This window comes from Gilliamella apis (assembly GCF_030758615.1).
Lineage (GTDB): Bacteria > Pseudomonadota > Gammaproteobacteria > Enterobacterales > Orbaceae > Gilliamella > Gilliamella apis_A.
The window spans coordinates 799,804-815,254 of sequence record NZ_CP132381.1; the positions used below are offsets into that span (position 1 = coordinate 799,804).

At 34.1% G+C, this 15,451-nt stretch carries 14 protein-coding genes; 3 read left to right on the plus strand and 11 right to left on the minus strand.

Going from position 1 to position 15,451, the window contains the following annotated elements; all coding sequences use genetic code 11:
• Nucleotides 1-63: 63 nt before the first annotated feature.
• The 3 genes from RAM17_RS03760 to RAM17_RS03770 form a co-directional block, all read right to left on the minus strand.
• On the minus strand, nt 64-408 hold the full coding sequence (locus RAM17_RS03760) for a hypothetical protein (protein ID WP_110448468.1): 345 nt from the start codon (nt 406-408) through the stop codon (nt 64-66).
• Between the two features lie 135 nt (nt 409-543).
• Nucleotides 544-2,094, minus strand: a complete 1,551-nt coding sequence (locus RAM17_RS03765) for a multicopper oxidase family protein (protein ID WP_110448467.1) — start codon at nt 2,092-2,094, stop codon at nt 544-546.
• Between the two features lie 130 nt (nt 2,095-2,224).
• A complete protein-coding gene (locus RAM17_RS03770) occupies nt 2,225-2,593 on the minus strand; it encodes a hypothetical protein (protein WP_110448466.1) in 369 nt (122 codons plus the stop codon).
• 254 nt (nt 2,594-2,847) lie between these two features.
• Between RAM17_RS03770 and RAM17_RS03775 the strand changes: the two genes are divergently transcribed.
• Together RAM17_RS03775 and folA are read left to right on the plus strand one after the other, a co-directional pair.
• Entirely contained in the window at nt 2,848-3,912 is a 1,065-nt protein-coding gene (locus RAM17_RS03775) for an MJ1255/VC2487 family glycosyltransferase (RefSeq protein WP_110448465.1), read from the plus strand.
• Between the two features lie 10 nt (nt 3,913-3,922).
• Complete coding sequence (gene folA / locus RAM17_RS03780; protein ID WP_110448464.1) at nt 3,923-4,423, plus strand: type 3 dihydrofolate reductase; 501 nt, start codon at nt 3,923-3,925, stop codon at nt 4,421-4,423.
• Between the two features lie 45 nt (nt 4,424-4,468).
• Here folA and relA read toward each other — a convergent pair whose 3' ends face one another.
• Genes relA through coaD form a run of 3 tightly spaced genes read right to left on the minus strand, consistent with a single transcriptional unit; the run spans nt 4,469 to nt 8,568 of the window.
• Nucleotides 4,469-6,727, minus strand: coding sequence for a GTP diphosphokinase (gene relA / locus RAM17_RS03785; RefSeq protein WP_110448463.1), 2,259 nt, complete (start codon nt 6,725-6,727; stop codon nt 4,469-4,471).
• Nucleotides 6,728-6,732: 5 nt separating this feature from the next.
• On the minus strand, nt 6,733-8,064 hold the full coding sequence (gene rlmD, locus RAM17_RS03790) for a 23S rRNA (uracil(1939)-C(5))-methyltransferase RlmD (protein WP_110448462.1): 1,332 nt from the start codon (nt 8,062-8,064) through the stop codon (nt 6,733-6,735).
• A gap of 15 nt (nt 8,065-8,079) precedes the next feature.
• Nucleotides 8,080-8,568, minus strand: coding sequence for a pantetheine-phosphate adenylyltransferase (coaD, locus tag RAM17_RS03795; protein WP_110448461.1), 489 nt, complete (start codon nt 8,566-8,568; stop codon nt 8,080-8,082).
• 233 nt (nt 8,569-8,801) lie between these two features.
• Between coaD and RAM17_RS03800 the strand changes: the two genes are divergently transcribed.
• Complete coding sequence (locus RAM17_RS03800; RefSeq protein ID WP_198201302.1) at nt 8,802-9,791, plus strand: alpha/beta fold hydrolase; 990 nt, start codon at nt 8,802-8,804, stop codon at nt 9,789-9,791.
• Between the two features lie 182 nt (nt 9,792-9,973).
• Here RAM17_RS03800 and galT read toward each other — a convergent pair whose 3' ends face one another.
• The 5 genes from galT to trmB form a co-directional block, all read right to left on the minus strand.
• Complete coding sequence (galT, locus tag RAM17_RS03805; RefSeq protein WP_110448459.1) at nt 9,974-11,023, minus strand: galactose-1-phosphate uridylyltransferase; 1,050 nt, start codon at nt 11,021-11,023, stop codon at nt 9,974-9,976.
• 45 nt (nt 11,024-11,068) lie between these two features.
• Entirely contained in the window at nt 11,069-12,085 is a 1,017-nt protein-coding gene (galE, locus tag RAM17_RS03810) for a UDP-glucose 4-epimerase GalE (RefSeq protein WP_110448458.1), read from the minus strand.
• Between the two features lie 673 nt (nt 12,086-12,758).
• Nucleotides 12,759-13,922: a bifunctional glucose-1-phosphatase/inositol phosphatase gene (gene agp, locus RAM17_RS03815; protein ID WP_110448457.1), complete on the minus strand. Its 1,164-nt coding sequence runs from the start codon at nt 13,920-13,922 to the stop codon at nt 12,759-12,761.
• On the minus strand, nt 13,919-14,644 hold the full coding sequence (gene nfsA, locus RAM17_RS03820) for an oxygen-insensitive NADPH nitroreductase (protein WP_110448456.1): 726 nt from the start codon (nt 14,642-14,644) through the stop codon (nt 13,919-13,921). The genes agp and nfsA overlap by 4 nt, the downstream gene beginning before the upstream one ends.
• 15 nt (nt 14,645-14,659) lie before the next feature.
• A complete protein-coding gene (gene trmB, locus RAM17_RS03825) occupies nt 14,660-15,364 on the minus strand; it encodes a tRNA (guanosine(46)-N7)-methyltransferase TrmB (protein WP_110448455.1) in 705 nt (234 codons plus the stop codon).
• Nucleotides 15,365-15,451: the final 87 nt, after the last annotated feature.

Sequence of the window (15,451 nt, forward strand, 5' to 3'; positions counted from 1 at the left end):
AATGGGAGATATAAGGATTAAACCTTATTAAATAAATTAATTAATTTGATTATGTAAAATCTATTAGGCGGTAGCGTTTGGACCGGCTCTTATTCCATTATAGGGAGATAATCGAATAACAGTATTTGGATTAACTTCGTCATAATTTCGCGCGATAATTTGCTTATCGTAATGCTGCTTTGGTGACAAAGATAAGATTTGCGAGGTTTTTTTAGTTGGAATTTGCTGATCTTGAACTATTTCAGTAATCGCAATAATACCAACTTGACTTGTAAATGATTGAACTGGTAACGCATTTTGTTGGTAAAAACCGAACCCAGTAGCAATTACACCTAATAATAAGTGCGATAATGCAGTTTTAATAATAAGGCGTTTACTTATATGTTGCCAGTAATTAATCGTAGTCATAACCGCAGTATCTTAGCATTTTTTGCCAAAATGAAAAACTATTATTATTGATTAATAAACTGTCTGAATATTCGAATTTTTATGATAATAGTAATTAAAAATACCCACCATTTTTTATAGTGGGTATATAGTTATCTAATCCTTAACCATTAATTGTCCCATCATACCGAGTGTTTCATGTTCAACAATATGGCAATGGTACATGCGCAATCCTGGCATATTTTGTTGAATTTTTATGGTGATTTTTTCGTGAGGACGTAAATTGATGGTATCTTTTAATGCCACATATTCTGGTGGATATTTTTTACCATCAAATTCATGCGATACAATCGTGAATTGAGTACCATGAATATGGAAATTATGATCCATATGTGAATTATTAAATATTGTCCACTCTTCAACATCGTGGATTTTGCTTTCTAGATCAATTCGTTTCATATCATGGCGTTTGCCATTAATTAAAAACAGCATGCCACCTCTTGGTTCGCTCTTGTCCATGACCTCTGTATATTCAAGTGTTTTATGCGCTTTTGCTTCACCAATTTTAGGTAGAGTTCGTAATGGCGAAGGTAAAACAATTGAATTCGCTTGTTGTAGCTCTAATTCAGCAAGTATTATATCTTGTTCTGGTGGTACATTTCCCATCTTACCGCGATCATAACCAATTGATTGTAAGTAAACCGTACCGGTTTGTTTGGGTAAAATTACCAATTCTGCGCGTTCGGCAGGTGATAATAATAGTGGCTTTTCAAGGGAAATTGGTTCAGGCATCAATCCACCATCACTACCCACTAAAAAGACATCACAACCTGGAATTGAAAGGTTAAGATAACGTCCAGAACAGGCATTCCAAACTCGAACACGTGTTGCAGTATTAACTTTCATTTTTGGACGATAACCACCATTAATTAATACAAATTGTCCTTCTCGACCATTCATCCAATCAGTCATTGAGTTATCGGCAATTTCTCCTTTGTCTGTCAGTTTTAGATCTGAGAAAAACCAATTTAGTTCTGGTAAAGATTCTAAAGGGTCTTTTTTGCTACGAACAATAAATACCCCCGCTAATCCTCTCGCTATTTGTTCGGCAACGGTGTTGTGACCATGAGGATGATACCAATAGGTACCAGCACTCCCTTCAGGGATGGTAAATTCGTAAATACGTTCACTGCCAGCCGGTATTTCATCTTGTGGATTGCCATCTTGATTTGATGGCACAAGTAAACCATGCCAGTGCACCGTTGTTGATTGTGACAGTCTATTTTTTACTGTCAATTTGACTTTATCACCTTCATAAACTTCAATAAGCGGCCCAGGTATTGAATTATTGTAAGCCCAAAATTCGGTAGTGATATCAGGCGTTAATGCAATTTTTACTGGTTTGGCTTCAATAGTAGCTTCAAATATACCTGATTGATGACTACTATTTTTTAACAGTTGGAATTTGGGTAAATCATGACCTTTTGGTAATGCTGAAGTAGATAATAGTTTTTGTGGTTGTTTGTTGTTCATATTCATATTCATATTCATATGATCGTGCATGTTGTCCCCCTTATCACAATTATCAGATTTAACATCACAAACCATGTCAGACATTGATGAATGATCTAATTTGGCAATGGCTTTTGTTGCAATTAAACCACCAACGGCAGCAGTAATATTCATTATAAAATTTCGGCGTTTCATAGTATTCCTATAATCATTTATTTAGTTAAATAATAACCAGCAGTTTGCTTTCCAAACTCGTCTAGTCGTTTAGCAAGCTAATGTGTTATTGATTTCCAGTATTTATTACTAATATTTAACAGAGCGTAAATTAGCTAATTTTTGGTGGTTTTAACTCAGGAATAAATTCTTTATATTCAGGAATAAAATTTGTTGGTAGATATTGTTCACGGTAAATCGGATAATCAATATTAACGCTATAATTAGCAATAGCCATGCCACAAGCAAAACAATGATTAACTGATTCACTAATAAAAGGTTTTGTTGATTTAGAAGTCGACAAATCAATTACTGGAGAGTGATGATTTGCGTTCACCCTTAAAGATTGTAAGCTAGGTGAATGATGAACAGTACAAGGTTTGGAAATAATGAGTGGAACATGCCAAATAGAAGAAAAAAACAAAAAGATTGTTGATATAATTAAAATATTCACTCGCTTTTTGTTTATGGCTAATGACATTGTTTATCACGCAATTAATCTAACAAACCTTGTAGTTATTTTACTAGAGAAAACATTAAATTTATACCACTTTAACAGATGGAAGTTTTATTCAATTTCAATTGCTAATAATCACTAATTTTTCAATCTGTAACATCAAAATTAATTGGTCTATTAATGGTTACCTAGTACAAGATAATCATAAAAATATATAAGCCAAATATAATTGGTTCTGGTATCATATTCACATAAAAAACATTATGAATAATAACGATATGAAAATTCTTTTTGGAGTACAAGGAACAGGAAATGGCCATATCAGTCGTTGTCGAACATTAGCCAAAGCTTTAAAAAAGGTTGGAGCGGATGTTGACTATATTTTAAGTGGTCGTGATCCTAAAGATTATTTTGACATGCAAGCTTTTGGCAACTACCGAACGTTTGGTGGCCTTTCATTTGCTACGCTTAATGGCAAAATCAATTTTCGTAAAACCATCCAAAGAATTCGGGCTTTTAGATTAATTAAAGATGTTCGCGATTTAGATTTATCTGCATATGACTGTATTATTAGTGATTTTGAACCAGTTAGTGCTTGGGCTGCACATCATCAGAATCGCGAATGTTTAGGTATCAGTAATCAGTCTGTTTGCCAATATCTCAAGCCTAAAGAATATGGCACGATAGCAAATGTGATTATGAAATACTATGCTCCAGTTACACAACCTATTGGTTTACATTGGTTCCATTTTGGTCATAAACTGATTCCGCCAATGATTGATTCATTTGCTACACCACCAACTGAAGATGGTAAAATTATCGTTTATTTGCCTTTTGAAGATTTAACTGAAATTACCGAATTATTAAGCCAATTTCCGCAATATCAATTTAGTTGTTTTCACCCTGAAATAAAACAATCTTCTGCACGCGGTAATATTTTATTACAACCGCTAAGTCGAGATAATTTTACTCAAGCTCTACTAAGTTGTTCTGGTATTATTTCAAATACCGGATTTGCTTTAATTTCAGAAGCGTTATCTTTGGGTAAAAAGATTTTAACTAAACCAGTCGCGGGTCAATTTGAACAAGTTTACAATGCCCAATGTTTGCAGTCTTTGGATATGGCAACCGTTATGGAACATTTAAATAGTATGAAGTTGAAATATTGGTTAGGTCTACCGTCACCTAAACCTACTATTTATCCTGATGTAGCGACTGAATTAGCGAATTGGATAGTTTCAGGTCAAAAAGAGACATTACTTTCTTTAAGCCAAAGACTGTGGTCGCAGACTAAATTTCCGAGTAATGTAAGTGAGCGCATCAAATCTTTAGGTTATGTATAAAGGAACTACAATGATATTAAGTATAATTGTTGCAATGGCGGATAATCGTGTAATTGGTATGAACAATCAAATGCCATGGCACATGCCTGCAGATTTAGCGTGGTTTAAAAAAAATACATTAAATAAACCTGTGATTATGGGGCGTAAAACGTTTGAATCTATTGGTAGACCATTGCCTAATCGCCACAATATTGTCATCAGTCGACAGGCTGAAAGTAATACGTCAATTAATCCTAATGTTAGTTGGGTTAAATCGATTGATGAGGCAATATCAATTATTAATCAGCAACAAGTAGAAGAAGCCTTTATTATAGGCGGTGGTAATATTTATCAACAGGTATTACCTTTAGTTAATCGACTTTATTTAACTCATATTGATGCCAAATTGACTGGCGATACTTATTTTCCTGATTATTTGCAAACATCATGGCAACAAATTTATTTAGAAAATCATAAAGCGGATGATAAAAATTGTTATGATTACCAATTTGAGATTTTACAGCGAAGTTAATCAATAGATAAGGTTGCCACTCACATACTAGTGGCAACCGAATTATTATCCTTGTAAGCGTTTTGCTTCCAGCACGTCAGAAAGTTGTTTTATTTTATTCATAACTCGTTCAAGAGAGTCCTGATCAAAAATTTGCATATCCATATCAATCGTTGCAATTTGTTGTTTCATATCTATGCGACTCGAAACTCCTAAGACGTTTACTTTCTCATTAGCTAAAATTGTTGTTATGTCACGCAATAATCCACTTCTATCACTAGCTATGATGCGAATGACCATGGTATAACTTGCGTTATGATTACCACTCCACACTGCACTGGTGATTCGTTCTGGTGCGTGATTTTTTAGCTCTTGCAGCTGTTCACAGTCTGAGCGATGGATTGAAATACCACGTCCTTGGGTAACAAAACCGACAATTGGATCACCGGGGATAGGGCGACAACAATTAGCAATGGTATAGAGTAAATTATCTACTCCTTCAATAATAATTTCACCACCTTTTATCGATGATGTTTTATTGGTATTTTTGGCTTGAGAGGTTGATTTTTGGGTGATCTGTTTAAGAACAGCTTCATCTTCCTCTTCAGCAGTTGGTTTATTAAATTGGGCATTAATAAAATTAACTAGTTGGTTAATTCTAACATCCCCACTACCTATCCCAGCTAATACTTCGTCAAACGAATGAGCGTTATATTTACTAATCAGAATCTTTTCGACACTTTTTAGACTAATATTTAACGGTTCTAATTCATTGTCTAAAATTTGTTGACCAGCAGCTATATTTTTATCTCGATCTTGTTTTTTAAACCAAGCTTGTATTTTTGCTCGTGCTCGGCTGCTATTTACAAATCCAGTATTTGGATTTAGCCAATCGCGACTTGGATTAGGTTGTTTTTGGGTAATAATTTCAACTTGATCACCCGTTTTTAATATATAGGTAAACGGTACTATGCGCCCCGCAACTTTAGCACCGATACAACGGTGACCAACATCACTATGAATATGATAAGCAAAATCTAATGGGGTTGAACCGGCAGGCAAGTCAACAACATCCCCTTTTGGTGTAAATACATAAACGCGATCATCAAAAATTTGACTACGGACAGTTTCCTGAATTTCACCACTTTCTGACATCTCTTGTTGCCACGTTAATAATTTACGTAGCCAAGAAATGCGCTGATCGTAGGCAGTCATTTTATCTGTACTGCCTTCTTTGTATTTCCAATGTGCTGCTACACCTAATTCAGCATCATTGTGCATTTGTTCGGTACGTATTTGAATTTCAATAGTTTTATTATTTGGGCCATAAACCACAGTATGAATTGATTGATATCCATTGGGTTTTGGATTGGCGACATAGTCATCAAATTCTTTTGCAATATGTTTATAATGGCTATGTACGATACCTAAGGCATTATAGCAGTCTTCGATTCGATCACAGATGATGCGTACCGCTCGAATATCATATAAATCTTCAAATTGTAGATGTTTACGTTCCATTTTTCGCCATATGCTATAGATATGTTTAGGGCGACCGTAAACTTCGGCACGAATATGATCTTTATTCATCATATCCTGTAAATTTTTAACAAATTGATTGATATATGATTCGCGATCTAGACGTTTCTCATGTAATTTATGGGCAATAAAACGATATTGGTCAGGATGTAAATAACGGAAACAAAAATCTTCAAGCTCCCATTTTAATTGACCAATACCGAGTCGATTAGCTAAGGGGGCATAAATATTAAAGCACTCCTTAGCAGCTAGCACTTGATCTTCTTTTGGCGCATGCATCAAATTTCGTAAATAAGTAATACGCTCAGCTAGTTTAATGACTACACTACGGAAATCATTAACCATCGCAAGTAACATACGACGAATACTATCAATTTGTTCGTTTGTTGCATGACCATTACGGATAGCACGTAGTTGCCTAATGTCTTTCATTTTGACAACACTAGAAAGAATATGAATTATTTCTCGATCAAAATTTTCCGGTAGATCTTCACGGCAGATAATTTTAGTATCAAAGAAAGGTAGTAAAAGAGCGGTTGCTAAACTATTAATATCCATATTTAAGGTTGATAAAATTTCAACCATTTCAATGGCATTTTCGAAGCAATAGATTTGCTCTGGTTCACCAGCACTATGCTCAAAACAAAAATCCCAAATATCTTTAAATTTTTGATAAGATTCAATATTGGTTAATAACAGTTCTTGTTTTGCCCATCGTTCAACATCAAATTGTGCGAGCGTGTAATGTTCGTCATTTTGTTGATGGGCGCCTCTAATTGATACCATAATTATTATCCTGATTTAGTTAACATCAACATTGATTCAATGTGCTTAGTTTGTGGAAACATATCCAAAATAGCTACTTTTACAATGTTGTATCCTTCCTCAATAAATAGCTTGCAGTCCCTAGCCAATGTAGCAGGATTGCATGAAATATAAACTATTTTTGTCGGTGATATCTTAACAATTTCTGCTGTAGCATTATAAGCACCGGCTCTAGCTGGATCTAATAATACTTTGTCAAATTTTGACTGATTCCATATTGAAAATTGCTGTTTATCTTCTAAATTACAGGTGAAAAACTGAGTTTTAGCACCAATTTTAGCTTTATTTAGTTTAGCATTGATTTTGGCTTTTTCAACCAGAGCATCTACACCTTCAATACCTGTGACTGATTGACTTTTTATTGCCATAGGTAATGAGAAATTACCCATACCACAAAATAGGTCGAGTATTTTATCATCTGAAGTTATATCTAACCATTCTAAGGCTTTATCAATCATCTTTTGATTAATTTGACTATTAACTTGTATAAAATCGAGTGGACTGAAAGTTAATTTTAGATGATTAATCAGATAATAATGTTCAGTGGTGCCACTGATATGAATCAGGTCATGACCATGAAAATAGAGTGAAATATTGTGAGCTTCAGCGAATTGTTTTAATAAAATGCTATCTTGCTCTGTTAGTGGCATGGTGTGTCTTAACACAAGAATAATGCCACTATCGACGGCAATTAATTCAATATGTCCAAGCGATTTTTTTTGTTTAATTTGTCTTAAACAAGACTGTAATGGCATTAATAATTTATCTAATTGTTCAACTAATACCGGACAGTGTTCTATATTTATAATTTGGTTTGATTCTGCCTGCCTAAAGCCGATTAATAATTCACCTTTAACTAAATTAATTGATAATCTAGCTCTCCTACGATAATGATATGGTTGGTCGGCAATGATATTAGGTGAATTGTCTTTATAGTCCAACTCCGCCCCAGCTTCTTTCTGTAAAAGTTTGATCAAGGCTTCATATTTAGCTTGTTGCTGTAAATTTGATGAAATATGTTGTAATTCACAGCCTCCACATTTTGTATAGTATTTACATTTTGGTGTGACTCGCTGTTGGCTATAATTGTGATATTTTATAACTTTTGCTTTAGCATAATTTTTTTTATCATCAGTTAATTGGATATCAACTATTTCATCAGGTAAAGCTGATTTTACAAAAATTGTTTTACCTTTATGATTTGCCACGCCTTGACCAAAGGCATCTAAATTAGTGATAGTAACTGTCAATTTTTGTGCAGTAAGCTTTTTTTTTGTCGGGGTGTAAAAATTAACCATATTAATAAATTGAAGTTATGTTAACCGTTTTAGTAACTCTGTTTTGACATGTAAAGGTACTAAATTAGAGATGTCTCCACCATGCAAAGCAACATCTTTAACAATGGTTGATGAAATAAATCCCATCGCAATCGATGGCATTAAAAAGATAGTATCTAAATCAGGGTTTAATGCTCGGTTCATTTCAGCTAATTGTCTTTCGTATTCAAAATCGTGAGTTGTTCTCACTCCTCTGACTATCACTGTCGCCGCATGTTTTTGGGCGAAATCAGCCATAAGATTGTCAAAGCCAATCACTTCCACATTCAATAAGTGTTCAACCGATGTTGAGGCTAAGTTTACTCGTTCTTCTAAAGTAAACAGCGTTTTTTTATTTGGATTTTGCGCTATAGCTACAATTAAACGGGGAAACAATTGCGATGCGCGGGTAATTAGGTCGATATGACCATTGGTGATTGGATCAAATGTTCCCGGAAAAATTGCTGTGAGCGCTTTGCTTTTCATTTATCTTAATATCCATTAGTGAATAGGGGAATATCATACCTAATTTTAACCTAGATTGTTAGTAAACTAGCCAAAAATCTTGTTTAAATTTAGCGGTAATCTAAAATAAAGTAATTGAATATTGTTAACTTTAGAAGTTATTGATTGAAATAAAGGATATTGAAGTGATTAGACTAATTAAAAGGAGTATGATAATTCTTTTGTTAATTTTACCCTATACAGGTAGTGCTAGTATGATCGAAAAAAGAGACCATTTGATCGGTTCTTGCTATTTAGATGAAAATATTTTTATCAGAGAAGTTAAATTAAAGAATAATAAACATAAACAAGAACCATTGTTATTAGTTCATGGTGCTCGAGTCCCAGGTACTGGTTCGTTTGATTTACCTGTTCAAGGAGGATCGTTAGCAGAAGATTTGGCTCAGGCTGGGTTTGATGTCTATATTATTGATTTGCGAGGCTATGGTAAATCAAGTCGTCCTAAAGAGATGTCTCGACCTGCGAGTGAATCTAAACCATTAGTCCGTACGCCCGCCGCAATTGATGATTTAAAGTGCGCTGTGAATCAAATATTAAAATGGACAGATTCCCAAAAAATAAATATTTTGGGTTGGGCTACAGGTGGGCATTGGGCTGCCGCCTATGCTGAGCAACATAATGACAGTGTTAATAAGTTGATTATTTATAATTCATTATATGGTGCTGTTGACGATCATAAATTATTAGGTAAAGGCTCAGTATTTGAAGATAAATTAAATCCAAAACAATTCAGTCACAGTATTGGTGGTTATCAATTAAATACTAAAGAAAGTTTGTTTCAGGCTTGGGATTTAAGTATCCCTTTGGTTGAAAAAGATTTATGGCGGGATCCTTTAGTTGCTAATGCTTATGCTCAAGAGGCGATGAATTCTGATCCTGAATCTTTTTCTCATACACCTCCTCAATTTCGCTCACCAACAGGGGCAATGGCAGATAGTTTTGAATTAGCTATTGGCCAAAAGCAGTGGCAAGCTAAACATTTATTGATGCCGATATTAGTTATTTTCTCGCAAAACGACTTTTGGAGCCGTAAAGCGGATGCTTTAGCTATTGTTAATGAAGCTAAGCAAGCACATTTGGTAGAAATACCCGATGGCACACATTTTGTGCATTTAGATCGTGCTGAAAAAGGGCGAAGTTTATTTGTTTCTTCTGTAGTTGATTTTCTAAATTCAGATAAATAGTTTTAATAAGTTTATTTTTGCGAGCTGATTAAGGCAATTTAATTATTATTTATATTGTTTTTTAGCCTAAAAAATCCCTTTCCTCAAATTTTTTGTAGTGATAAAAAATATTGAGGATAACGTAAATGTTAGCTGTTTTATGTCCAATTTTTAACTATAAAATATTCGTTATTCGTTATTCGTTATTCGTTAGATTTATTTTTATAGTGTACATCACTAAGATTGCGCAATCTTTCTGCTGCTTGTTCTGGCGTTAGATCTCGTTGCGCTTCTGCCAGCATTTCATAACCGACCATAAATTTTTTAATACTGGCTGAACGTAATAATGGGGGATAGAAATGAGCATGTACTTGCCAATAATCGGTATTATCATTAATAAATGGTGCACTATGCCACCCCATAGAATAAGGAAAAGAGCAATTAAACAAATTATCGTAGCGACAAGTTAATTTTTTTAAAGCTATAGCTAAATCTTTTTGTTCTGATTGATTTAAATCAGTCAATCTAGGAATATGTTTTTTCGGTAACAATAGTGTCTCAAATGGCCAGACAGCCCAAAATGGAACTACAGCTAACCAATGTTCAGTTTCAACAACAATACGCTGTTGATTGATTAACTCTTTTTGTACATAATCAACTAGCAAATTTCGCCCATACTTTTGAAAATAGTTACACATATTAAAATCTTCTCGTGCAATTTCATTCGGTATAAAACTATTTGCCCAAACTTGCCCGTGAGGATGCGGATTGGAACAGCCCATAGCAGCCCCTTTATTTTCAAAAATTTGTACCCATGGATAATTTTTTCCTAATTCTTGTTGTAAGGTGATCCAAGTTTTTATCACTTCTTCAATGGCAGATAAATTTAGTTCGGGTAACGTTTTACTATGGTCGGGAGAAAAACAGATAACTCGGCTTGTACCTTTAGCACTTTGCATTTGGAATAACGGGTCATGACTAATAGGTGAGTCAGGTATATCTTGCATTAACGCGGCAAAATCATTAGTAAAGACAAATGTTCCCGTATAATTAGGATTGATATCACCGGTTACACGTTTATTTCCCGGACATAAAAAACAATCTGCATCATAATAAGGTTTTTGTTCCTCATTTATTGTCTCTTGTTGACCTTGCCAAGGGCGTTTTGCCCTATGCGGCGAAACTAATACCCATTGATCGGTTAATGGGTTATATCGACGATGTGGATGGTCTACTGGGTTAAAAATATCCATTTATGTCTCTTATTGGTTATTTTCCTATTATTTGCCAAACATTAATTAATCAGGATAGCCTTGAGGATTGCTAGATTGCCAATTCCATGAATCTTTGACCATATCATCAAGGGTTAATTTAGTTTTCCAGCCCAATTGTTGTTCTGCTTTCTTTGTATCTGCCCAAAACGCAGCTAAATCACCAGCACGTCTTGGTGCAAAATGCCAATTAAGTGGTTTTCCTGAAGCTTTTTCAAAGGCTTTTATTACTTGTAGGACACTAAAACCAATTCCTGAACCTAAATTATAGATATGTACTCCAGCTTTATTTTGATCGGCTTTGAGTGCTGCAATATGACCATCAGCCAAATCGACGACATGAATAAAGTCACGAACACAGGTTCCATCAGCTGTTGGATAATCATTACCAAAAACAGATAAAGAGTCTCGTTTTCCAATCGCAACTTGGGTAATATATGGCATTAAATTATTAGGGATACCGAGTGGATCTTCTCCCATTAAACCACTAGGGTGGGCGCCAACAGGGTTAAAGTAACGTAATAAGGTAAGAGACCAATCAGGTTCAGCAACCGCTAAGTCCATCATACATTGTTCGACCATTAGCTTGCTTTTACCATATGGGCTAGTCGGTAATCCTTGCGGTAATGTTTCGACATAAGGAACGGGAGCTAATTCACCATAAACGGTAGCTGAGGAGCTAAACACTAATTGTTTAACACCAGCCTTACGCATCGCTTTCATTAAAACAATAGAACCATAGACATTATTCTCATAGTATTCAAGCGGTTTATATACTGATTCACCCACGGCTTTTAAGCCAGCAAAATGAATAACAGCTTTGATGTCATGTTCATTAAAGATTTTTGTCAGTAACTTAGCATCACAAACATCGCCATGATAGAACTCAACTGATTGTCCAGTGATAGTTTTAATTCTTTCTAAAACCGAAACTTTACTATTGAATAAATTATCAACCACAATCGGAGTATAACCAGAAAGAATTAATTGAACGCAAGTATGACTGCCAATATATCCACAACCACCAGTGACTAATATTTTCATCTTGATACCTAAATTTATGCTAATTACGTTTATTGAATTTAGATTAATTATCGAATTTATTAATTATATTCAGTTTAAAAAGCACCTAATGACCTTAACCATATTATTAAGGATGATTTCAATGCAAAACTAAAGTTGATTTAGCTTAGTACTAATTAAGCTCCTTCTAGACCAATATTAACAAAATACTAAAATTAGTCGAATTAAACATCATAGACATTTGTTTTGCAATAAAAATTTTATCAAATATACAGTTATTGATAAGTGTAAAGAGAAAAGATAAATGAGTAATTATGTATTTTGATGTCCAGAAACGTAATAATAAATAATCATAATTTTTTCACCATAGGTATTTTTTACTATAATGACTTCTATGACGAACTTGACAAAGTAGGCATGTTATTTTGATGAAGCTAATAGCTTTAGCAAGTGATAAGCATATTTGCTATCAATTAACATAAAACTAACTGAAGAAAAAACTAATAGCAATATTAAGAGTGATATTTAGTTTTAATAACAAGCTGATAGATAAAATAGATGAAATAATCAAATAAAAGTGAATGATATCCAAATTTACTTTATGAAATTAATTAAAATGTATTAGTAATATAGAGGAGATATTTAGATTGTCTAATCGTTTAAACTTTAAACATTTATAGACAATCTAATTTATTTATTTTTTAAATTCTTTTAGGCGAGTTTCAAAGTCTTGCCACTGATAAAAACCGTCACTATTTGCTACGGCATTTTTTAGCTGAAGTTGGTAATGTTGTGGTGGATGATTGATATCAAGTGGTTGCGCGGTGTAAAGTTGTTCAAAACTTTGATAAACGTATTCAGCTTTAAACAAGTATTCCCCCGATGCTTTATTACGATAACGTTGTAATATAACCATACCACCAATTGGTGTATTTTCACATTGATTAGGAAGTTGGTATTCGGCGAAATCCAAGGCACCAAGTAGTGCAGCAATGGTACTATCATGGCCAACGAGTAAATTTATCTTGTTATTCTTTTGGTGTAACAGATCATCTATCATATTAATTAATAATGCACTATTTTTTCTAGCTATAGATCTGGAATGAAAAACTAAATTAATATAGTGGTTACGAATTTGTATAAGTTGTTGCCATTGTTCTTGGCTGGTTATTTTTCCCCATGCAATTTGTTCTTTAGGAAAAGCTGAATAATACTGTAATAAGAAAGCATCAACAGCACAAATGCCAATTGCTAGAGGCCCTAATAATTCTGGCTCTTCATCTTTTACAAAATGAAGATCATAAGGAATATCAGCAAAATCACATTGATATTCAGCATATAATTGTGAATTTTTATAGTCCAAAATATCCGATAGCATCGCATAAGCTGGCGCTAAATTTTTGAAAATTGATTCAGCTTTATCTGCATCATCAATATCTTTTAATAATGCTTGTTTAGATTCTGGTGAATCATCTTGTACACTTGGATCAAATATAGGGTCCATTTTTTCAATGGTATATTTGTGGTTAACCGGGATATCATAACCCGCAAAAGCCCCTGTAACTAAGAATTGCGCGGTGGCAACTGTTCTTTGAAGACTATTAGCATAAACATATATATCAGGATTTTCCGGTGTAAGGCGAATGTTTTGTTGTTCAAGCCATTGCGATAGATAATGTCCAAAATAAGATTCTAAAACCCCTCCTCTGGTAGTTAAATAACCATAAGCATGATCCCAACTTGGCCATTTTAATGGGCTAGCTTTTTCTAAAAACTCTATGGTGTTTGCTAATGGAGTGCGTATTCCATGACGACTTAGTATTACAACTTTATCTAATTGGTATTGATCTTTTTTCATTTAGTTATCCATCCTTGTTTATGCAAATAATTTAAAACGAAATCTCGTTGCCCTTTGCTAATTGTTTCTGCAATTTTATCACTCCAACCATTTGTTTTTTGATTAATTTCTCTGTGACCATAATAGTCACGCATTTGGCTATCATATTGTGCTAATAATTGATGATTAATTGGTTGATAATGATTTTCAAAGAAAACCAATTGTTTTGGTAATCGTGGTTTAATATCAGGATTTTGGTCAGGATAACCGATACAAAGTCCAAATAAAGGAAGAACATATTTAGGTAGCGCAAGTAACTCGGTCACTTTAGCAATATTATTGCGTAAACCGCCAATGTACACCGTACCTAAACCTAATGACTGTGCTGCAATAACCGCGTTTTGAGCCATAAGTGTGGTATCAATACAACCCACTAAAAGTTGCTCGGCTTTTTCAAGTGGAATAGTAGCATCAATTTGAAAATGGCGGTTAAAATCGGCACAAAATACCCAAAACTCTGGCGCTTGAACGATATAACTCTGATCGCCTGAATAATGAGCTAATTCTGATCTTTTCTCACTATCAGTGATTCTAATGATGGTTGCGCATTGTAAAAAGTTTGAACTTGGAGCCGATTGTGCTGCTTGAATAATTTCATTAATCTGTTCACTTGTTAATGGTGTTGATTTATAAGATCGAATTGAACGACGCTGGCAAATTAAATCAATTGTCTTATTTGTCATAACGGCTCCTTAATATCACTGTTTTTTTATAAATTGCAAATCCCAAACACCATGCCCCAGATTTTGACCGCGTTTTTCGAATTTGGTAATAGGGCGATCTTCAGGTCTTGGAATATAGTCATTAGTGGCAGATAAATTTTTAAACCCCTCCGCTTGATTTAATACTTCAAGCATATGCTCTGCATAGTGTTGCCAATCGGTAGCTAAATGTAAAATACCATCAGTCTTTAATTTTCTATGAATTAAAGCAACAAAATTAGGTTGAATGATTCGACGTTTATTGTGTCTTGCTTTATGCCATGGATCGGGGAAGAAAATTTGCACCTTATCTAATGAGTTATCAGGTATCATGTTTTCTAACACTTCAACGGCATCATGGCACATAACTTTTAAATTAGATAATTGATTTTCCTCAATTGCCATTAAACAAGCTCCAACGCCCGGTTTATGGACTTCAATACCTAAAAAGTTCTTGGATGGGGCATTTTTTGCCATTTCAATTAATGAAGCGCCCATACCAAAACCGATTTCAAACACCACTGGTTTATTATCTTCAAAAACAATTGGTGAGATAGCATTGTACTCAACACCATAGATAGGCCATAAATGCGTTAAAGCCTGTTGTTGTCCTTTAGTTAAACGGCCTTGTCTTAATACAAAACTTCGTATTGTTCGTTTAGATTCTATTACTTGGTTATTTGTGTCTAATTGTTCACTCATTGCGTATCTGCTGTTAGGTTAAATAGGTTATTAGGATAATTGAGCATCTTAGCTATATAGTAGTTTACCTGATTTTTTATTCACTTC